This is a genomic window from Paenibacillus sp. HB172176 (assembly GCF_011947265.1).
In the GTDB taxonomy this organism is placed as follows: Bacteria; Bacillota; Bacilli; order Paenibacillales; family Paenibacillaceae; genus Pristimantibacillus.
On the sequence record NZ_JAATHD010000029.1, the window covers coordinates 1 to 20,060 of the forward strand.

Consider the following 20,060-nt stretch of genomic DNA (forward strand, 5'->3'; position numbering starts at 1 on the left):
CAGTGTGGCCGATCACCCTCTCAGGTCGGCTACGCATCGTCGCCTTGGTGGGCCGTTACCCCGCCAACTAGCTAATGCGCCGCAGGTCCATCTATAAGTGACAGATTGCTCCGTCTTTCCCGGTTCGACCATGCGATCAAACCGTGTATCCGGTATTAGCATTCGTTTCCGAATGTTATCCCAGTCTTACAGGCAGGTTACCTACGTGTTACTCACCCGTCCGCCGCTAAGCTACACCCGAAGGTGTAACTCCGCTCGACTTGCATGTATTAGGCACGCCGCCAGCGTTCGTCCTGAGCCAGGATCAAACTCTCCATAAAAGAAAGATTGACTTGCTCATTTCTTAACTAGCTTTTAAAAAACATGGATTTTGACGTGATCCATTTGTTCAGTTTTCAAGGAACTTGTTGTTACGACTCTCGTCGTCACAAGATGATACTTTATCATCTTCGAGCAGCTTCGTCAAGCTTTTTTTCATTTCTTTTAGAAAGTGTAATTGGCTTTGACGTTGATGTCCCCGAAGCGACAAGAAATAATATACCATAACAAAAAAATGAATGCAAACTATTTTTTGAGGCTTTTAAAAAACTCGTCCAAATACGGTTCTAAACAAAAGAAGACGGCCCAGCATTGAACCAGGACCGTCTTCTAACTTTAAGAAGATTTCAACTATTCCTCGCCCAGCAATCGAAGCAGCTCCGCCTCGTCGTCAATGACCGTGATGCCAAGATCACGCGCTTTGGTTAGCTTGCTTCCAGCGCTTTCCCCCGCAACGACGAAATCGGTTTTTTTCGAAACACTGCCCGTAATCTTCGCTCCACAAGCCTCAAGCCTGCGAGCTGCCTCTTCGCGAGTCATCGTCGGCAGAGTGCCGGTCAGCACGACCGTCTTGCCGCTGAACACACTATCCTCGCGCACCTCCGGCTGCTGCTCAGCTTCCGCCTTCACTCCGTAACCGCGCATACGTGAAATACTCTCTTGCATGACGGGATCCGCGAAGAAGCCTACAATACTCTCCGCTACAATACCGCCGATATCCGGCAAGCCGATCAGATCATCCGCCTTCGCGGACATAATGGCGTCAAGGTCCCGGTAATGATCCGCGAGCATCTTCGTCGTGGCCTTGCCGGTATTCGGAATGCCCAGCGCGAACAGAAAGGCCGCCAGGTCTCGCTCCTTGGATTTCTCCAGCGCATCCAGCAGCTTCTGCGCCTTCTTTTCTCCAAATCGCTCCAGCTTGATCAGATCGTCGAAGGTTAAGGCATAGAGATCAGCAGGATCGCGTACCTCGCAGTCTGAATAAAGCTGTTCGGCGGTCATAATGCTGAACGATTCGATATCCATGGCGTCGCGCGAGGCGAAATGCGTAATTCTGCCTATGATTTGAGGACGGCAGCCCAGCTTGTTGTTGCAGAAAAGATGAGCCCCCCGCTGCTCGAGCTCGGTACCGCAAGAAGGACAAGCCTCAGGAAAGACGATCTCTTCGCCGGGTTCGTCTCCGGCTTTCCCGAGAATTTCGGGAATGACATCATTCGATCTGCGAATTAGCACGAGTGATCCGAGCGCATGCTTTAGATTTTTGCGTTCAATGTCGCCGATATTGTTCAAGGTGCAGTTCTGGACTGTGACTCCGGCGAGCTCGACGGCTGCGACTCGGGCGACTGGGGTTATTTTGCCAGTGCGGCCTACTTCCCAGGAAACGGACTCCAGTATCGTTGTCGCTTCCTCCGCCTCGAACTTGTAAGCAACCGCCCAGCGAGGGAATTTATCTGTATAGCCCAGCGCTTCACGCGTTCTCATGTCCGTCAGCTTCACCACGGCGCCGTCGATGAGATAGTCGAAGGATTCCCGCTTCAGGACGATTTCCGCCATCTCGGCCAGCACCTCTTCAATCGTATCGACATACTTCACATACGGATTGACCTTGAAGCGATTGTCGCGCAGAAACTGCTGCATCTCCTGATGGTTCTCAAAGCTGACTCCGTCGGCAAAACCGATATTATAGAAGAACGCGTCAAGCTTTCGCTCGCGCGTAACGGCAGGATTTAAGTTGCGAAGAGCTCCAGCCGCTGCGTTGCGGGCGTTCTTGAGCGGCTCGACGGCGGTTTCGTTGTATCGAGCCAGCGTGGATAGGCCCATGATGCCCTCGCCCTGCACTTCAATAATGCCCTCGGAGAATGGAATCGTCAGAGGAACGGATCGAATGGTGCGTACCTGGGGCAAAATGCCCTCTCCGACAACGCCGTTGCCCCGGGTGGAAGCCTCGATGAGCTGGCCGTCGTCATAGGTCAGGTTCAAGGTTAATCCGTCGAACTTCAGCTCGATCACGTAGGTCGGCTGCGGAAGCGGCTCTGCATCGGGGTTTTTGGCGTTGTAATCCCCCACCGACTTCTGCACGCGCGCATGCCAGGCGAGCAAATCCTCCTCGTTCTGCGCCTTGTCCAGACTCCACAAGCGCGCCCGATGCTTATGCGGCTCGAAGCCCTTCAGAAGCTTGCCTCCAACTCGGAGCGTCGGAGATTGAGGCAGCGTTATGCCCTCGGAGGACTCCAAAGCGACAAGCTCGTCATAGAGCTTGTCGTACTCGGCGTCGCTGATCGTTGGCTGATCCAACGTGTAATACTGATAATTGTGCTCTGTAATAAGAGCGATAAGCTCGTTCATCCGATCTGAAGCAGCGTTCACGAATGATCCTCCTCGACATTAAGTTGATTTCTCATCTGCGGGCACAAGGGCACAATAAAGCAATAGTTGACGTTCATCGTTAAAATAGCGCTGCTCAGCCAGTTGCGATTGCGGACGGCTACAGCTTCGTAATCGGAGCGAAGCCGGCAAGCAAGCGTTTGATGCCGACCGGCGCAGGGAAGGCAATCTGCAGCTCCATGTCGTTGCCGGTTCCCTTCACGGCAACGACGGTGCCTTCGCCCCACTTGCCGTGGGCAACACGGTCGCCTGGGGCGAAGCTGCCTCCGCCGGCGGAGGCGGCTCCGGCAGCGCCAGGCCCGGCCGGCGCTGCCCCGCCCCGCGCCGCGCGCGCGGCGTCGAGCGGCGAGCTGACGCGCACGCCGCTCTGAGGGCCGCCTGCGGCGGCCCTGCCGCTGCCCGCGCCGAAGCCGGGCGTGCGGCCAGCGCCGCTAGGCGCGGCGGGACCGCCGCCGCGGCCGGCGAAAGCGCCGCTTCGCGGAGCGCCGCCGCCGAAGCGGTCCTGGGCGGGGCGACCGAAGCCGCCCGCCCCTGCTCCACTGCCGCCGCGACCGCCGATCGCGGTCGACACGGCCTCCCTCACGCTTTCCGGGATTTCCTCCAGAAAGCGCGATGGCGGGTTCATGCCCGTCCGGCCGAAAATCGTCCGCATCCGGGCGCAGGTCAAGTACAGCCGCTCCTCGGCGCGGGTGATGCCCACGTAAGCGAGACGCCGCTCCTCCTCGAGCTCCTCGTTGTCATTCAGCGCGCGGCTGTGCGGGAAGATCGACTCCTCCATCCCGATGATGAACACGACCGGGAATTCCAGTCCCTTCGCACTGTGCATCGTCATCAGAACGATCGCGTCGTCATCCTTCTTCTCTTCCTCCTCGGCGTCCTTGCCCAAGGTGTCGATATCCGCGATAAGCGCGAGATCCGTCAGGAAAGCGACCAGCGACTTGTCCTCGTTCCGCTCCTCGAACTCCTGGGTGACGGATAGGAACTCTTCAATATTTTCGACACGGGCCTTGGATTCGAGCGTATTCTCCCGTTGCAGCTCCAGCTTGTACTGAGACAATTCGATGACTTTCTCCGCCAGCTCATTGACCGTCAAATAATCGACCATCGCCGTCAAATTATAGATAAGTCCGTAAAATTCGCCCAGCAGCGTTCGAGTCCGACCGTTCACATCCACCTCGCCGTGGCCCAGATCCGCCAGCACCTGATAGATCGACACGCCTCTTCGCGCGGCCTCTTCTTCCAGCTTGCCCACTGTCGTATCGCCAATACCCCGCTTCGGCACATTTATGATGCGCCGCAGACTGATATCATCGTCGGGATTCGAGATAAGCCGCAGATACGCAAGCAAATCCTTGATTTCCTTCCGGTCGTAGAACTTAATGCCGCCGACGATTTGATACGGAATATCCGACTTGATCAGAATTTCCTCGATGACCCGGGATTGCGCGTTCGTGCGGTACAGAATGGCGTGATCCGAGTACCTCTTGCCCTTGCGCACATTCTTCTGAATCTCGCCCGTGACGAAATATCCCTCGTCATGCTCCGAATCCGCCTGATAGAGCGAAATCATATCGCCCGGCCCCTGCTCCGTCCACAGCTTCTTCGGCTTGCGGCCCGTGTTAAGCTTGATCACCGCATTCGCGGCGTCGAGAATGTTCGAGGTGGAGCGGTAATTCTGCTCGAGCATGATCGTCACCGCGTTCGGATAGTCGCTTTCGAAATTAAGAATATTCGTAATATCCGCCCCGCGCCAGCGATAGATCGACTGATCGCTGTCTCCGACGACGCAAATATTCTGATGCTTGTCCGCAAGCATCCGGCAAAGCATATATTGCGCCCGGTTCGTATCCTGATATTCGTCCACATGAATGTAGCGGAACTTGTTCTGATAGAAGTCAAGCACCTCCGGCACTTCCTTAAACAGCCGAATCGTCATCATGATCAGGTCGTCGAAGTCGAGCGAGTTGTTGCTCTTCAGCTTCTTCTGGTAGAGCGCGTATACCTTGGCCACAATGCCGTCAAAATAATCCCCGACCTTCTCCTCGAACCGCTGCGGAGAAATCAGCTCGTTCTTCGCGCTGCTCATGGCGGCTTGCACCGCCTTCGGCTCCAGCTTCTTCGTATCCATGTTCATTTCCTTCATGCAATTGCGGATAACGGAGAGCTGATCGGAGGAGTCGAGAATCGAGAAGTTCGAGTTGAACCCGATCCGGTCAATATCCTTCCTCAAGATGCGTACACACATAGAGTGGAAGGTCGACACCCAGATATCCCTGCCGGACGGGCCGACCAGCGCGCTGACCCGCTCCTGCATTTCTCTTGCCGCTTTATTCGTGAAGGTAATCGCCAGAATGCTCCATGGCGCTACTCGTTTCTTCTCTATTAAGTAAGCAATGCGATGCGTCAGCACGCGCGTCTTGCCGCTGCCCGCTCCGGCCATGATCAGCAGCGGCCCGTCCGTCGTCTTGGTCGCCTCCTGCTGCGGCGGATTCAGCTTCTTCACCGCTTCTTCAATATCAATTCGATTGAACATGATTGGACTCCTTTGTTCGCCATTTTGTTCGCCTATTCACAGTTTAAAGAAGGACCGTAAACCTGTCAATTTCCCATTTCCGGCAAAAGCCCGACCCGGGCGGAGTCCAGCGTTCCGCCCAGGCTCCCGCGCTTCTCGAAAAAGAAAGCAGCCTTGGGCGTCTGCCCAAAGCTGCTATACTATCTCGCATGTATTTTACGATTCCATATGCCTCACACTATCCGCCCATTCGCATTCAGGAGCATGAACCCGGCCCTGTTTACTATTTCATGTTATAAACGATTAATCCCGTCAACCTTCTTCACCGCGCCGACCGTTGCCAGAGCAGCCACCAAATCGACATACAACACATTCCCCACGACGACCGTTTGCGCCAACGCCGCAGCCTCAGCCGCCTTCTCCGGTGAATCGATGCCGCCGCCATAGAACAGCTGCGCTCCGTTCACCGCCCTCTTAGCCGCTCGGAGCATAGCCATCTCGCCGAACCGTCCGCTATATTCGAGATAAACAACGGGCAAGCGCATCAGCCGATCCGCCATTCGCACGCACGCGACCAACTCCTCTTCCGTCAGCGCCGTCTTCGCTCCGGTAAGCTTCGCCGCTGTAGCCTCCCCGTTCAAAATAATATAACCCTGAGCCGCCGTCTCCTCCCACGGAACAAAGGAGCCATATTCCCGCAGACCTTCAAGCTGATGTCCGAGAATCCACTCCGCACGATCGGTGTTCAGCACCAGCGGCACGAAGTAGCCGTCGAAGCCGGGCACCGCTCCATCCAGGGTGGAAACCTCCAGCGCGCAATCCACCTCATAGCGCCGGATGCGCGACATCAGCTCCACGGTATTTTCGAACGTCACGCCGCTCGAACCGCCAACGATGATTGCGTCCGTGCCGGATAGGCAGACCGCCTCCAGCGCTTCATCGGATATATCCCTCTCCGGGTCCAGCTTGAACACATGCCGCCAATGGGAATGCCAATTTCCATTCATCTACTCGTACGCCTCGCTTTATCCTCACTCTTCAATAGCCCGTTCATATTAGCCAACCTCTCTATGCTAAGTCAGGGCGGGCAGACTGTCAACAGCACGGTCTGGAAGTACGCCGCCTGGAAGCACTCTCCCCTTAAATCAGGAAGAACTCTCCTATTGCGCTTAACCTGGACCATTAGGAATCTTTCCTTACCAACCTATTGGACCAGCATGCACTTTGCATTGGCAATCCACCGGCTTACCCGAATCCAGCATAACCGCCTACCGGACCCAACCGGCTCGCTTCCCCAGTTTGATCGTTAACAAAGGAGGGGAATTAGGAGCACTTGGAGCACTTGGAGGAACATTAGGAGGCTGCCGATTCATTGTGAGTCCGTGAGCATGTGGCCATTTGACCAAGGTGTGTCGCGCAACGCAATACGTGTAACGCAACACAAGGCGTGTAGCGTAACGGTCACCATTGACCGTAAGAAGCCGTAATCACGCCTAACGGGTATTTTAACGGTCGCGGATGACCGTAAGGGGAGGTAATGAGGGGGTTCAACCCTAATTTCTGACGCTAACGGTCAAATGCGACCCTTACATTCTGAAAATCGTGGATATCGTCGCGTAACGGTCGCGGATGTCCTTAAAAACCAGCTAGCGGTCTTCGAAAATGTCCTTTACCGTCGCAAGCATTCATTTCCATCGAAATTTTATACGCTATAAGATGAATAAAAACGATACCGTCCATTATGAATCGACAGCCTCATTAAGAGCGTTAGGAGCATTAAATTCGTTCCTGAGCCAAAGGGATAATGAACAAAAGCCTGCCGACACACTTTCACCGCACAACTCATGGGAAAATTTTACTCAAATAAAATCATTCATGCTTTTCTTTCTGATACGCATTCAGGAGCTGCAAGTCATGCGCCGCGCTCTCCCTACTGCCGATCCCATCAATCGCTGCGGCCGATGCCATCTTCTCGCGCAGCCGTTCCATCTCCGAAAGATCCGCTTCGGTCGGCTCTTGTATGCGCTCCAGATAGGCTAATGCCTTATCTGCGTCCGCTTCGCCCTTCTTCGTCCCTTCTTCCGTAATCCTCGCAAGAACACGCAGCGCATGAGGATCATTGCCTTCCCGTTCATAAGCCTGAATCGCTTCCTTGTACTTCCCGGCTACGACCAGACGGTCGCCCTCCTGCATACCTTCATCCCATAGTCGGAACAAGGGCATTCGCCGATCACCGCCCAGGAATGTCCCTCCCGAGCTCGACAGCTTCAATCCACGCTCATCAAAAGCATCCACCGACCACATGAACTCGCCGCCGGGATACGCCGGACCCAGCAAAGAATCCGGCGAATAGCCGATATTGCCTTCGGAGTCATAGGATCTTGTCTGTCCTATTTGTTGCGCGCGAAGTTCTTCGAGGGAGAAGACGGCTTCCGTACCTTCATAATCGCCAGGTAACGGACGACTGCCCGATCCAGAAACATCGCCGTCTCCATCTCGGATCAGAGTCACGAGGTTGATTCGGTAGAAGGCCGCCCCCTCGTAAGGCTCCCATTCGAAGCGAAGCACGTCGCCTGTTATCGTTTCCTTATTCGCGGGAGCCTTCGCAACGGCTCGCGGCAGGAAGTTGAAGTCGAATGCCGCCGCATCATCCGCACCCGCTACGACTTGCACGGTTTTCTCCTGCGGCTCAGACAGCGAATACGCTTCGAGCCTCGACGACAAGAGACCAACGCGCAGCTTATACTCACCCGGCTCGACGTCATAGAAGCGATATCGACCTTGCGCATCCGTTATCGTCATGGGATGAAACATGACAGGATTCGAGTCCCAACCATTGTCCTCCGCGGCCTGCAGCACCACATACGCATTCGGCTCTGCTCTTCCTCCTACCTTCAGCTCACCTTGAATCGATGGAGTCTCTCCCAGCCTCAACGTTCGAGATTCAAGAATTTCAATCCAGGCTTTCGCCTCCATTGCATTTCCGTCAGACCCGCTCAGATCCAGCTCTTGCCGGAATAATTCCTCGGCCCGATCCCAATCATCTACACGCAGATATAACCAGGCAAGCACATGCAGGAACCCGCTTGATCGCTCCAGCTCCCCATGCTCCGAGAGATAACCCTCAAGCAGCCCAATTCCCTCATCCAGATCTGCCTGTTCCTGATTCACGCCCACTACGGAAGAAGTCCCATAGCTGCCGTCTGCTCCTATGAATACATGATCATCTTGATAGAAATTATAGTCTTTATAGTAGTCGTAAGCGAAAGCTTGCGCTGCCCGCTTCCCATATTCGCTCTTCGGGAACCATTTCATCAGCTGCTGCTCATAGCCGTTATAATACAGAAGCGATGGCAGCTGGCTATATGCGAACCAGCCCATCCCCATCAGGAGGAGGAGCCCCAGAACAGCCGCAAACGTCTTAATCTTCATGCGTATTCGCAAGCTGTTCATCGCGCATCCTCCCATCCCGTCGTCAAATCGCGCTTGAAGAATAAATTTCCATAAATTTCCTTAGTTTCGCTCGAAAACGCCGAATCCATTGCCACTTCATGATCATGATTCCGCAGCGGAATTGCGCTTGTGCCAGGAGAGACCTGTATTTGCATGAAATGTATGCCCACCGACACCGGAGCAGCCAGCAGAAGCAGAAGGAGGAGAAAGCCGACCGGCAGAGGAATCGATATTTCGCGATTCCAGAAGGAAGGCTGCGGCTTGGCCCGTTGAAGTACCTCCCGCTTCATTCGATCATTGAACTGCAAAGGGGACAACTCCTTGTTAAGCTCCTCTCTCCAGCTTTCACTTCCTGTTTTACAATTGAATGCCCTCCTCGTTAGCCTTTCACGATTATCTGCGTTTCTGTCATAAGCGCGATTTTTGCTCACTTTGGCAGGTTTGCCCGCCATTCCGTTTTCATCCGAGCGATTGCCCATGCTCCCAGCCTCCCTCCTCCAATTGCTGCTTCAGCAGACCTCTCGCCCTGCTCAGCTTGCTCTTGATCGTGCCCTCCGCCTCGCCTAGCACAACCACTATTTCCTTCACCGTCAGCTCTTGAAAATAATACAAAACCACGACCTCGCGATACTTTCTCGGCAAGCTCTCCACTTCCTGACGAAGCGTCATGCCATCCATGTGTCTCGTAGATCCAGGCTCCGCCAGCTCGGCAGACAGGATTGGCTGTTCGGCAGAGCCCGCAGTCTTATCTGCCCCTCCCCGCTCTCCGGGAAAGAGCAGCCTTCTCCAGGAAGCCCGCCGCATTCGAGCCCGGCACAAATTAACCGTGATTTGCAGCAGCCAGCCTCGAAGGGTACCCTCGCCTCTGAACTGAGAGATGCGTTGAAACGCTTGAAGGAATGCCTCCTGACTCACGTCCTCCGCCAAGTGGCGGTCCTTCAGCAGAAGCGCCGCTGTGCGCAGCACATCTGTGCCAAACCGATTCATCAGCCCCTCCAAGGCAAGGTGATCGCCTCGGCGCAGCATCTGTATCATTTGTCCCTCTTCACTCATTCCCCCACCTGCCCGCCATTGCTTTCTTCTCTCCTGCCATCATTAATCCATACATGACCTATATAGCAGATACTTTATGTCATAAAAGATGAACGATCTTGCCAATACTGTCGTTGATCCATAACTGCCATTCGCCGACCGCTCGTTGCGTTCTATGTATATAGATGCCTATACAACCTATTCGGGTTGCACCGAATGAGAAAAAACTCCCCAACTTCGATTGAAGCCGGGGAGCTGCTGTTTGTTTGTTGTTTGTTGTTTGTTGTTTGTTGTTTGTTGTTTGTTGTTTGTTGTTTGTTGTTTGTTGTTTGCTATCTGCTTCCATCAGCCTTGCTCGTTCCGCCGTTATTCCATAACGAGCCTTCATTATTATTTCACCAATTGCCCTCGAGTAACCCCAAGCTGATTCGTCGCCTTCAGGCTGCGCCACACCTGCGTGCCGCTAATGCGACCGTCGAGCGCGTCTCGATACAGACCGAGCACCTTTTGAACCTGCTCTTTCGATTCCTCGAGGAATTCTACCCGGAAGCTGGATACGCCAAGCTGAACGAAATTGCGGATATATTCGGCTCCGGATTGCTCAATCGCGTTATAGACGGTATTTCGGCAGCCTTCATCGACTCTGACCGGGTGGGACATGCCGATTCGGTCCTGCAGCGAAGCGCGGTGCTCCTCGCAAGGACGTCCGCAGTTTGTGAAGTCCGTTCCTTCGCTCATGAAGGTGCAGTAGACGCAATGCTCGGTATGGAACATCGGCAGATGCTGATGAATGACGACCTCCAGCTTGGACGTATCCGAACGCTCGAGCAGATCGACCATCTGCTGAATGTTCAAATCGTAGGACGGCGTGATGAGATCCAATCCCGCCTCGCTGAATAGTTGAACCGCTTTATGATTAGCCACATTAAGCGAAAAGTCGCCAATCAGCTTAGGGAACGGCTCTCCGGGCTTCAAAGCGCGGGCGCGCAAATAATAGTAGAGCGCGCCGGTGTTGCGAATCAGCACCGCGTCCGGCTTCAGCTTCAGTATGTTGGCATGATAGCCGTTCTCTCCCGGCATGTGAATGCGCGGCGTCGCCAGCGCAATCGGCGTGTGCGCACGCCGAGCCGCTTCCACCGCCGCCGGGAATTGCTTGATAAATTCGAAGTCGGCATAAATGTATGACGCATTCGCCTCGATCGCAGCTTCCACCTGGGCGAGGCTGCGGCAGAGCACGGTCAGCTCTGGCGCGCGACGACTGGCAGAGGATGCTCCAGAAGCGTTCAGATTGCCGTCTACATTCACCTCCGGCAAACTGCCTGCTTTGTTGTCCACCGCGTCCGCGAAAGCGTCTACCTCGCGCAACACATACTTCGGCGGCTTCGGCCGTTCTCCCGCAAGCTTCTCCACTGCTTCGCGGCGCAGACGATTCAACTCGCGAATCGGCAGGATAACCTCGCCTTCCAGCTCCACCTTCAGTTCCTCCAGCTGATACACGGTTCCTCCCAATCGGCCAAGCTGATCCTGCAGCAGCGCCTTATCCATCGGCCGCTTCTGCGCTTGCTCGAGCAACAGCTCGGAGGCAAGCTCCACCGTCTCGCCCTTCTGCACATCCGTCCACCATGTGCGCATCGGCTCGCCCGCCCGTCCAGCCACGCGGACATGAAGCGGGAAGACGCGATACGGCTTCTCCGTCTCGAAGGTCGCCCTGAGGCGCTTGTCCAGCGCGGGATCGCTCGTCTTCCAAACGCGGTCGCCGACATGCACCTTGCGCAAATCCACATCATTTCGTCCAGCGACGAGCTCAATCAGCGTGCCTTCAGCCGCCTCGCCCTCGAGCTTCACGCCTTGCCGGCGAAGATCATAGACGCGGCCGCCCTCTTCCTTCTTCGTCGGGTCGCCGGCGTCGAAGACGATGCCGTCGCCTCGCTTCACCGGCGCGTTCAGCCTGATCGTCACCGCGTCTCTCATGACGCGCTCCACCTTGCCGAGATAAACGCCGCGGCTCTTCGGGAACGTTCCTTCCACAAGCTTCTTGTTGTTCGTCCCATCCAGAAAGCCATGCGTGAAGCCGCGAGAGAAGCTTTGCTGCAGCTCGCGCACATCCTCCTTCGACGGCTTCGAGTCGTCGCCGTCAAAATATTTGTCGATCGCCGCCCGATACTTGCTCACGACATTGGCCACATATTCCGGGCTTTTGAGCCGCCCTTCAATCTTGAACGACGTGACGCCCGCTTCGATCAGCTCCGGCACCAGATCGATTGCCGCCAGATCCTTCGGCGACAACAGATACGTTATGTCTCCCATCGGTTGATGCTCGCCGTCGACCATCAAATCATACGGCAGGCGGCAGGCCTGAGCGCATTCGCCTCTGTTCGCCGAGCGTCCGCCCCACATCTCGGAGGTGAGACATTGACCCGAATAGGAGACGCATAATGCGCCATGCACGAACACCTCCATCGGCAGCTTCGCTTGCTCGCCAATCGTACGGATTTGCTTCAGATTATTTTCGCGTCCAAGCACGACTCTCTCGATATCGAACGGCTTCGTGAACTCCACCGCCTCCGGCGAAGTAATCGTCATCTGCGTCGAGCCATGGATCGGAAAGTCCGGCGACAGCTCGCGAATAAGCTTCACCAGTCCCAGATCCTGCACAATAACCGCGTCAACGCCGGCCTCGATACACATCTCGATAAGTCGCTGCGCATCGCGAAGCTCGTCCTCGAATACGAGTATATTGAAGGTCAGGAAGCCCTTCACGCCATACGTATGCAAGAAAGCCATAATCTCCGGCAGCTCCTCGCTCCGGAAATTGTTCGCGCGGGCGCGAGCATTGAACTTCTCCACCCCAAAGAAGATTGCGTCCGCTCCGTTCGCGACAGCCGCGCGCATGCAATCCCAGTCTCCAGCCGGAGCCAGTAATTCTATATGTGATCTTGTTAATGTTGATTCTGTCATGTGTTCCAATTCCTCTCGGCGCCTTTATTCAGCATTTTGCGCACTTTATAATCATTGCCGTCTGTCTTGCGTCGTTACCCTCAGTGTACCAAACCCCGCATCGCTATTCTACCATACATTGTTGCCAGCACATCGCCTCTCATGCCGCTTTTGCCTAGTTATTATGCAATTTTGCCAAAATCCATACAAGGATATGTGTTCAATTCGCAATAAGTGGTATACTAATAGCGGTTTTGATTATAATCCATTTCATGGATTCGGGAGGGTATTAAAACAATGAAATTAGGCGTATTCAGCGTGCTTTTCGCACAAAAATCGTTCGAAGAATCACTAGATTATATCGCTTCCAAGGGCCTTGACGCCATCGAAATCGGCACGGGCGGATATCCGGGCAACGCGCATTGCGATCCGGACACCCTGCTCGGGGACGCCGGCAAGCTGAAAGCATTCAAAGACGCAGTGGAATCCCGCGGACTGATGATCAGCGCGCTTAGCTGCCACGGCAACCCGCTTCACCCGCAGAAGGCGCTTGCCTCCGCCGATGACGCGACCATTCGCAAAACAATCGAGCTTGCAAACCGCCTTGAAGTAGGCGTTGTGAATACATTCTCGGGCTGCCCGGGCGATCATGAGGATGCGAAATATCCGAACTGGCCGGTCGCTCCATGGCCTAATGATTACCAAGAAATTCTGAAATGGCAATGGGAAGAGAAGGTTATTCCTTATTGGTCCGAGATCAATGGCATTTCGGAGAAGGCCGGCGTGAAGATCGGTCTTGAGCTGCATGGCGGCTTCTCCGTGCACAGCCCGGCTACGATGCTTCGCCTTCGCGAAGCGGCAGGCAATGCAATCGGCGCTAACCTTGATCCGAGCCATATGTGGTGGCAGGGCATTGATCCGGTGCAAGCCGTTCATATCCTTGGCCGCGCCGGCGCAATCCATCACTTCCATGCGAAGGATACCACGATCGACCCTATCAACGTGAACAGCCACGGTGTAACGGACATGCAGTCCTACGCGCTTATGCTGGATCGCGCTTGGCAGTTCCGCACCGTCGGCTACGGCCATGACATGAAGGTATGGGCGGACATTATAAGCGCCCTTCGTCTCGTTGGCTACGATTATGTCGTCAGCATCGAGCATGAAGACGGCTTGATGTCCGTTGACGAAGGCTTCACGAAAGCCGTCGAGAATTTGAAAGGCGTGCTCATCCGCGAACCGCTGGGCGAGATGTGGTGGGTTTAAAGCTCCTAGCTTCACCGCGCGAAACATAGCGACTGAGCTCTGCTATGAGGGCATTTAGCGAATATTCAGCTATCAGGGGGGCGATCACGCCTCCCTTTTTCTCATGCCAAGTTTGATATGTTTGAACCTCATCAGTGCTTAGAAATGCCCGGAATGAAACACATCTCGCCGCCATAAAAGCACGGCCGTTTCACCTTGGTTGCAACTTTTCCCAGCGCATCCACGTACTTACTTTGTATCAAAACAGCTATAGGAGGTTATGCATATGGGCGGCGGATTCAATCCAACACCGGGGGGCTCAAGCTTCGACCTGATGTTCTCTCTCTTCCCGATCTTCTTCTTTCTCGTCTTCGCACTGATTATCGGCGGCATTATCTTCTCCATTGTACGTTATGCCCGCAATGCAAAATCAGAGGAAATCAGCTCTTACGCGCGCATTATATCGAAGCGGATGGAGGTAAGCGGCTCATCGGGGCATCATCACCATGGAGACAGCGGCATCTCGCACAGCTCGGGCTCATCCCGAACGGATTATTATATCACCTTGGAATTCGACAATGGCTCCCGCAGAGAATTTCTCGATGTGAAGAAGCTGTACGGCCTCGTTGCCGAAGGCGATACCGGCTATGCGCTTACAAAGGGAGAATGGATTGTAGCGTTCGAGCGGAATACCGGACAATCTTGACTCGCTGTATTCACCGGATTTCTTCCCTTTCCTCAAACAACACAAAAACAGCCTGCCGGGAGCATTCCCTGCAAGCTGTTTCCTCTTCCATTAGCCTGGTTCGATTGCCTGCTAAGCCGTCCAAATCTTGAAAATCATCACGTAATCGATAAACAAAAACATAGCAAGCGCGACGGTTGTAAAACCGATTGCAAATACGTTCTTCTTCGGACGCACCATCAGCAAACGAACAAAACCGATTGCGATGATTACGGTAAATGCGAGCATAAACCAGTCAAACGGATCAATGGTGCTTGTCGATGCCTTTGCTGCTTCTTCTGCCAAAAACATTACAGGGACCTCCTCTTTATCACACGTAGCCTCATTATCATATATGTTAGCTTTTTGACGCCTCTGTTGCAAGTCCGAATGTGTAATCTTAACAACTTTGTCACGAATTTATGTTGCCCAGCCCCAGCATGCTCTATGTCCGGCAGCTTATGATTTTATCGTTTCCGCCATACCTTCCCGCTGATAACGTTCGTTTGTACGTTGGCGATCGCGATCCAATACCGGCTGCAAATATTTGCCCGTGTACGATTCCTTCACCTTGATGACCTGCTCCGGCGTTCCGGTCGCCACGATTGTGCCGCCGCCCGTGCCGCCCTCCGGTCCAAGATCGATCAAATAATCCGCCGTCTTGATTACATCGAGATTATGCTCAATGACGAGCACTGATTCTCCCGAATCGACTAAGCGATGCAGCACATGCAGCAAGCGATCGATATCATGAACATGCAGACCTGTTGTCGGCTCGTCCAGAATGTAGAGCGTCTTGCCCGTGCTGCGCCGGTAAAGCTCGGCGGCCAGCTTCACGCGCTGCGCCTCCCCGCCAGACAATGTGGTGGCAGGCTGACCCAGCTTCATATAGCCTAGTCCTACATCAAGCAAGGTGTTCACCTTGCGATGAATTCGAGGAATATTCTCGAAGAACGTACAGCTGTCCTCGATCGTCATATCCAGCACTTCCGAAATATTCTTCCCTTTATATTTGACCTCGAGCGTCTCGCGGTTGTATCGCTTGCCCTTGCAGATCTCGCAAGGCACGTAGACATCCGGCAGGAAATGCATCTCAATTTTGATGATGCCGTCGCCGCGGCATGCCTCGCAGCGTCCGCCCTTCACATTAAAGCTGAAACGGCCTTTCTTGTAGCCCCGCACCTTCGCCTCATTCGTGCTGGCGTAGAGATCCCGAATATCATCGAATACACCGGTATAGGTCGCCGGATTCGAGCGCGGCGTTCTGCCAATCGGGGATTGATCGATATCGATGACCTTCTCCAGATGCTCGATACCCCGAAGCTCCTTGTACTGCCCTGGCCGAACCTTCGTCGCCTTGTTCAAGTCTCTTGCGAGCGTCTTGTACAAGATTTCGTTCACGAAAGTCGATTTGCCCGAACCGGATACGCCGGTCACCGCCGTGAACACGCCAAGCGGAATCTTCACATTCACATTGCGCAGATTATTCTCCTTGGCGCCGCGAACCTCCAGCCACTTCTCTCCTGTCGCACGGCGTTCCATTGGAACCTCGATGAATTTCTTGCCGCTCAGATATTGACCAGTCAAGGAGCTCTCGTCCTTCATCACTTCTTGGGGCGTGCCCTGCGCGATCACATGACCGCCGTGAATGCCCGCTCCGGGTCCAATATCAATAATATGATCCGCTGCCATCATCGTATCTTCGTCATGCTCGACCACGATCAACGTGTTGCCGAGATCCCTCATATGCTCGAGCGTCTCGATCAGGCGATCATTGTCCCGTTGATGCAGACCGATACTCGGTTCATCCAGAATATATAACACGCCCATAAGGCTCGAACCAATCTGTGTAGCCAGTCGAATGCGCTGCGCCTCGCCGCCGGACAAAGTCCCTGCCGCCCGGCTCAAAGACAGATACTCCAAGCCTACGTTGACAAGGAAGCCCAATCGGCTGTTAATCTCCTTCAGGATCAAATGAGCGATGGTCTGCTCCTTCTCCGTCAGATCAAGCGAGCTGAAGTATCGCTTCGCATCCCCGATGGAGAGCGAAGTCACGTACGCGATGTTCTCGTTGTTAATGGTAACCGCAAGACTCTCCTTGCGCAGACGCTGCCCCTTGCAGCCTTCGCAAGGCTTCGCGCTCATATAATTCTCGATATGCTCCCGCATCATATCGGAAGCCGTGTCGCGATAGCGCCGCTCCAGATTGTTCACAACGCCTTCGAACGGCACGTATGCTTCCTTCCTGTGGCCGAAATCATTCTCATAGAGAAAGCGAACTCTCTCGCCTCCCGTTCCGTACAGAATCTTCTTCATCTGCTCCGGCGACAGCTTCGAAATCGGAGCATCCTGCGGAATATCGTAATGCTCGCAGACCGCGCTCAGAAACTGCGGGTAATAATTCGACGTGCTGCCGGCCCATGCCAGAAAGCCTCCGTCCGCAACGGATTTGCTCTTATCCGGCACAAGCAGCTCCGGATCCACGATCATCTTCGCGCCAAGGCCGTCGCAATCCGGACATGCGCCGTATGGGCTGTTGAAGGAGAACATGCGCGGCGCAAGCTCTTCAATGCTGAAGCCGCATACGGGACATGCCAGATTGGAGCTGAACAGCAGCTCCTCCTTCTCCATCACGTCGACCAGCACCCGTCCATCGGCAAGCTTAAGCGCCGTTTCGAGCGAATCGGCAAGGCGGCTCTCGATATCAGGCTTCACTACGATACGGTCAATAACGACCTCGATGGAATGCTTCTTATTCTTCTCCAGCTCGATCTTCTCGCTGAGCTCGCGCAGCTCCCCGTCTATCCGCACGCGAACATAGCCCTGCTTCTGGATATCCGCCAAGAGCTTCGCATGCTCTCCCTTGCGTCCGGATACAAGCGGAGCGAGAATCTGAAGCTTCGTCTTCTCTCCGTACTCCATAATTCGGTCGACCATCTGCTCGACGGTCTGCGAAGTAATCTCAATGCCATGCTCCGGACAATGCGGCCTCCCGACTCTCGCGAACATCAGACGCAGATAATCATAAATCTCCGTCACGGTCCCGACCGTAGACCGCGGATTGCGGCTGGTCGTCTTCTGATCGATCGAGATGGCAGGGGACAGCCCTTCTATCGAATCGACATCCGGCTTCTCCATCTGGCCCAGGAACTGCCGCGCATAAGCGCTCAGCGATTCCACATACCGCCGCTGTCCTTCGGCATAGATGGTATCGAACGCGAGCGATGATTTGCCGGAGCCGCTAAGACCCGTTAACACCACAAACTTGTCGCGCGGGATGGTTACGTCGATATTTTTCAAATTATGGGCTCTTGCGCCCTTCACTACGATCTTGTCGCTTGCCACCGCTTCTCCTCCTCTATCCTTCTTCTTCTCTCTATTGCTCGGCTCGAAGCTCCAGCAAAGCGTCACGAAGCTCTGCCGCTCGTTCGAATTGCAGGCCTTTCGCCGCATCCTTCATTTCCTTCTCCAAGCGCTCGATCAACGCCTGACGCTCCTTCTTCGACAGCTTGCCTTCCGCCCCCGTCAGGTAATCCGCCTTCTGCTCGGCAACCTTGGTCGCCTCGATGACGGCATGAATTTTCTTCCTGATCGTTTGCGGCTGCACGCCATGCTCTTCATTATAAGCAAGCTGGATGGAACGCCGACGTTCGGTTTCCTTAATCGCCCGATCCATGGAATCCGTTATCTTGTCGGCATACATGATGACTCGGCCTTCGCTGTTCCGCGCCGCTCGTCCGATCGTCTGAATAAGCGAACGGTCGGAGCGGAGGAAGCCTTCCTTGTCAGCGTCCAGGATCGACACAAGCGACACCTCCGGCAAGTCGAGCCCTTCTCTCAGCAGATTGATGCCGATCAGCACATGGAACACGCCGAGCCTGAGATCGCGCAGGATTGCCAGCCGCTCGAGCGTCTTGATATCCGAATGCAAATATCTGACCTTGATGCCGACTTCCTTCAAGTAGTCCGTCAAATCCTCCGCCATTTTCTTCGTCAGCGTCGTAACCAGCACCCGCTCGTCCTTCGCAATGCGATCGCGGATTTCGTGCAGCAAATCGTCGATTTGACCCTTCGAAGGCCTAACATCGATAATCGGGTCGACCAGCGCTGTCGGACGGATAATCTGTTCGATCATCGTCGGGCAATGCTCCAGCTCGTAAGGACCCGGAGTCGCGGATACATAGATGAGCTGCTTCGTCTTCTCTTCGAATTCCTCGAAGCGCAGCGGCCGGTTGTCCATCGCCGAAGGCAGGCGGAAGCCGTGATTGACCAGCATCTCCTTACGCGCGCGGTCGCCGTTGAACATCGCCCGAATTTGCGGCAGCGACACATGGGATTCATCGATGACTACGAGCATATCCTCCGGAAAATAATCGAGAAGCGTGTACGGCGTCGCCCCCCTCTCCCTGAAGGTGAGCGGACCGGAATAATTCTCGATGCCTGAGCAGAAGCCCATCTCCGCCATCATCTCCAGATCATAGCGAGTGCGCTGCTCGAGACGCTGGGCTTCCAGCAGCTTTCCCGCTTCCCGAAGCTCGGCCAGCCTCTCTTCAAGCTCCCGCTCGATGTTCACGAGCGCCAGCTTCATCGTCTCCTCATGGGTAACGAAATGGGAGGCCGGGAAGATGGCGATATGCTCGCGCTCCCCCATAATCTCGCCGGTCAGCACATCAATCTCCGAGATTCGCTCGATCTCGTCGCCGAACAGCTCCACGCGAATCGCTCGCTCGTTGTTCGCGACCGGGAAGATCTCGACGATATCTCCCCGCACGCGAAACGTGCCGCGGGTGAAGCTTATATCATTGCGCTGATACTGAATATCAACAAGCTTATGCAGAATCGCTTCCCTGGATTTCTCCATCCCGACTCTAAGCGAGAGCACCAGACTGCCGTATTCCGTTGGCGATCCCAAACCGTAAATACAGGACACGCTCGCGACGATAATGACATCCCGCCTGTCGAACAGCGCGCTGGTCGCGGAGTGGCGCAGCTTGTCAATCTCGTCGTTGATGCTGGAATCCTTCTCAATGAAGGTGTCCGTGGAGGGGATATAGGCTTCCGGCTGGTAATAATCATAATAGCTCACGAAATATTCGACGGCGTTATTCGGGAAGAACGCCTTGAACTCGCTGCACAGCTGCGCGGCGAGCGTCTTGTTATGCGCGATAACCAGGGTTGGCCGATTAAGCTCCTGAATCGCGTTCGCAATCGTATACGTCTTGCCTGTCCCTGTTGCGCCGAGCAGCGTCTGATGCCGCTTGCCGCTCTGCACGCCTTCTACCAGCGCCTGAATCGCCTTTGGCTGATCTCCCTGCGGCGAATATTCCGACAACAGCTCAAATACCTTCTCTTCCTGCGCGGCTTCCGTCACTCCCAATCTCCTCCTCATTCCAAGCTCTATATCTACATTATAAACATTTCCCAGTCATTCAAGCCCATCTGAGAAAATAAGAA

13 protein-coding genes and 1 rRNA gene are annotated in these 20,060 nt (G+C 54.6%); 2 read left to right on the forward strand and 12 right to left on the reverse strand.

Features of this window, described 5'->3' with window-relative positions; genetic code table 11:
• The 9 genes from HFP08_RS25145 to HFP08_RS25185 form a co-directional block, all read right to left on the reverse strand.
• A 16S ribosomal RNA gene (locus tag HFP08_RS25145) occupies positions 1-320 on the reverse strand; the annotation flags it as partial.
• 349 nt (positions 321-669) lie between these two features.
• Positions 670-2,664 (reverse strand): NAD-dependent DNA ligase LigA, encoded by a 1,995-nt coding sequence (gene ligA / locus HFP08_RS25150; RefSeq protein WP_168123439.1) that lies wholly within the window; start codon positions 2,662-2,664, stop codon positions 670-672.
• Positions 2,665-2,803: 139 nt separating this feature from the next.
• Positions 2,804-5,236 carry a DNA helicase PcrA gene (pcrA, locus tag HFP08_RS25155; protein ID WP_168123392.1) on the reverse strand — a complete coding sequence of 811 codons (2,433 nt, stop codon included), beginning with the start codon at positions 5,234-5,236 and terminating at the stop codon, positions 2,804-2,806.
• A 272-nt stretch (positions 5,237-5,508) separates the two neighbouring features.
• Positions 5,509-6,222: a heptaprenylglyceryl phosphate synthase gene (pcrB, locus tag HFP08_RS25160; protein WP_168123393.1), complete on the reverse strand. Its 714-nt coding sequence runs from the start codon at positions 6,220-6,222 to the stop codon at positions 5,509-5,511.
• Positions 6,223-7,084: 862 nt separating this feature from the next.
• Complete coding sequence (locus tag HFP08_RS25165; RefSeq protein WP_168123394.1) at positions 7,085-8,668, reverse strand: carboxypeptidase-like regulatory domain-containing protein; 1,584 nt, start codon at positions 8,666-8,668, stop codon at positions 7,085-7,087.
• On the reverse strand, positions 8,665-9,147 hold the full coding sequence (locus HFP08_RS25170; protein WP_168123395.1) for a hypothetical protein: 483 nt from the start codon (positions 9,145-9,147) through the stop codon (positions 8,665-8,667). Before HFP08_RS25170 ends, HFP08_RS25165 begins: the two co-directional genes overlap by 4 nt.
• On the reverse strand, positions 9,128-9,721 hold the full coding sequence (locus HFP08_RS25175) for an RNA polymerase sigma factor (protein ID WP_168123396.1): 594 nt from the start codon (positions 9,719-9,721) through the stop codon (positions 9,128-9,130). Before HFP08_RS25175 ends, HFP08_RS25170 begins: the two co-directional genes overlap by 20 nt.
• Before the next feature lie 79 nt (positions 9,722-9,800).
• Positions 9,801-10,088, reverse strand: coding sequence for a hypothetical protein (locus HFP08_RS25180; protein ID WP_168123397.1), 288 nt, complete (start codon positions 10,086-10,088; stop codon positions 9,801-9,803).
• Positions 10,089-10,090: 2 nt separating this feature from the next.
• Complete coding sequence (locus HFP08_RS25185) at positions 10,091-12,658, reverse strand: U32 family peptidase (protein ID WP_168123398.1); 2,568 nt, start codon at positions 12,656-12,658, stop codon at positions 10,091-10,093.
• A 276-nt stretch (positions 12,659-12,934) separates the two neighbouring features.
• Between HFP08_RS25185 and HFP08_RS25190 the strand changes: the two genes are divergently transcribed.
• A complete protein-coding gene (locus HFP08_RS25190; RefSeq protein WP_168123399.1) occupies positions 12,935-13,903 on the forward strand; it encodes a sugar phosphate isomerase/epimerase family protein in 969 nt (322 codons plus the stop codon).
• A gap of 265 nt (positions 13,904-14,168) precedes the next feature.
• Positions 14,169-14,588 (forward strand): DUF2500 domain-containing protein, encoded by a 420-nt coding sequence (locus HFP08_RS25195; RefSeq protein ID WP_168123400.1) that lies wholly within the window; start codon positions 14,169-14,171, stop codon positions 14,586-14,588.
• A 111-nt stretch (positions 14,589-14,699) separates the two neighbouring features.
• Here the strand turns inward: HFP08_RS25195 and HFP08_RS25200 are convergent, their stop codons facing one another.
• From HFP08_RS25200 to uvrB, 3 genes are all read right to left on the reverse strand, one after another.
• Positions 14,700-14,918, reverse strand: a complete 219-nt coding sequence (locus HFP08_RS25200) for a hypothetical protein (protein ID WP_168123401.1) — start codon at positions 14,916-14,918, stop codon at positions 14,700-14,702.
• Positions 14,919-15,065: 147 nt separating this feature from the next.
• Entirely contained in the window at positions 15,066-17,951 is a 2,886-nt protein-coding gene (gene uvrA, locus HFP08_RS25205) for an excinuclease ABC subunit UvrA (protein WP_168123440.1), read from the reverse strand.
• Positions 17,952-17,982: 31 nt separating this feature from the next.
• Positions 17,983-19,977, reverse strand: a complete 1,995-nt coding sequence (gene uvrB / locus HFP08_RS25210) for an excinuclease ABC subunit UvrB (protein ID WP_240941857.1) — start codon at positions 19,975-19,977, stop codon at positions 17,983-17,985.
• Positions 19,978-20,060 lie beyond the last annotated feature (83 nt).

What these genes read in the sequence shown, in the direction of transcription:
- ligA (WP_168123439.1), bottom strand. Translation starts at nt 2,664, where the DNA reads ATGAACGAGCTTATCGCTCTTATTACAGAGCACAATTATCAGTATTAC.
- pcrA (WP_168123392.1), bottom strand. Translation starts at nt 5,236, where the DNA reads ATGTTCAATCGAATTGATATTGAAGAAGCGGTGAAGAAGCTGAATCCG.
- pcrB (WP_168123393.1), bottom strand. Translation starts at nt 6,222, where the DNA reads ATGAATGGAAATTGGCATTCCCATTGGCGGCATGTGTTCAAGCTGGAC.
- HFP08_RS25165 (WP_168123394.1), bottom strand. Translation starts at nt 8,668, where the DNA reads ATGAACAGCTTGCGAATACGCATGAAGATTAAGACGTTTGCGGCTGTT.
- HFP08_RS25170 (WP_168123395.1), bottom strand. Translation starts at nt 9,147, where the DNA reads ATGGGCAATCGCTCGGATGAAAACGGAATGGCGGGCAAACCTGCCAAA.
- HFP08_RS25175 (WP_168123396.1), bottom strand. Translation starts at nt 9,721, where the DNA reads ATGAGTGAAGAGGGACAAATGATACAGATGCTGCGCCGAGGCGATCAC.
- HFP08_RS25180 (WP_168123397.1), bottom strand. Translation starts at nt 10,088, where the DNA reads ATGAAGGCTCGTTATGGAATAACGGCGGAACGAGCAAGGCTGATGGAA.
- HFP08_RS25185 (WP_168123398.1), bottom strand. Translation starts at nt 12,658, where the DNA reads ATGACAGAATCAACATTAACAAGATCACATATAGAATTACTGGCTCCG.
- HFP08_RS25190 (WP_168123399.1), top strand. Translation starts at nt 12,935, where the DNA reads ATGAAATTAGGCGTATTCAGCGTGCTTTTCGCACAAAAATCGTTCGAA.
- HFP08_RS25195 (WP_168123400.1), top strand. Translation starts at nt 14,169, where the DNA reads ATGGGCGGCGGATTCAATCCAACACCGGGGGGCTCAAGCTTCGACCTG.
- HFP08_RS25200 (WP_168123401.1), bottom strand. Translation starts at nt 14,918, where the DNA reads ATGTTTTTGGCAGAAGAAGCAGCAAAGGCATCGACAAGCACCATTGAT.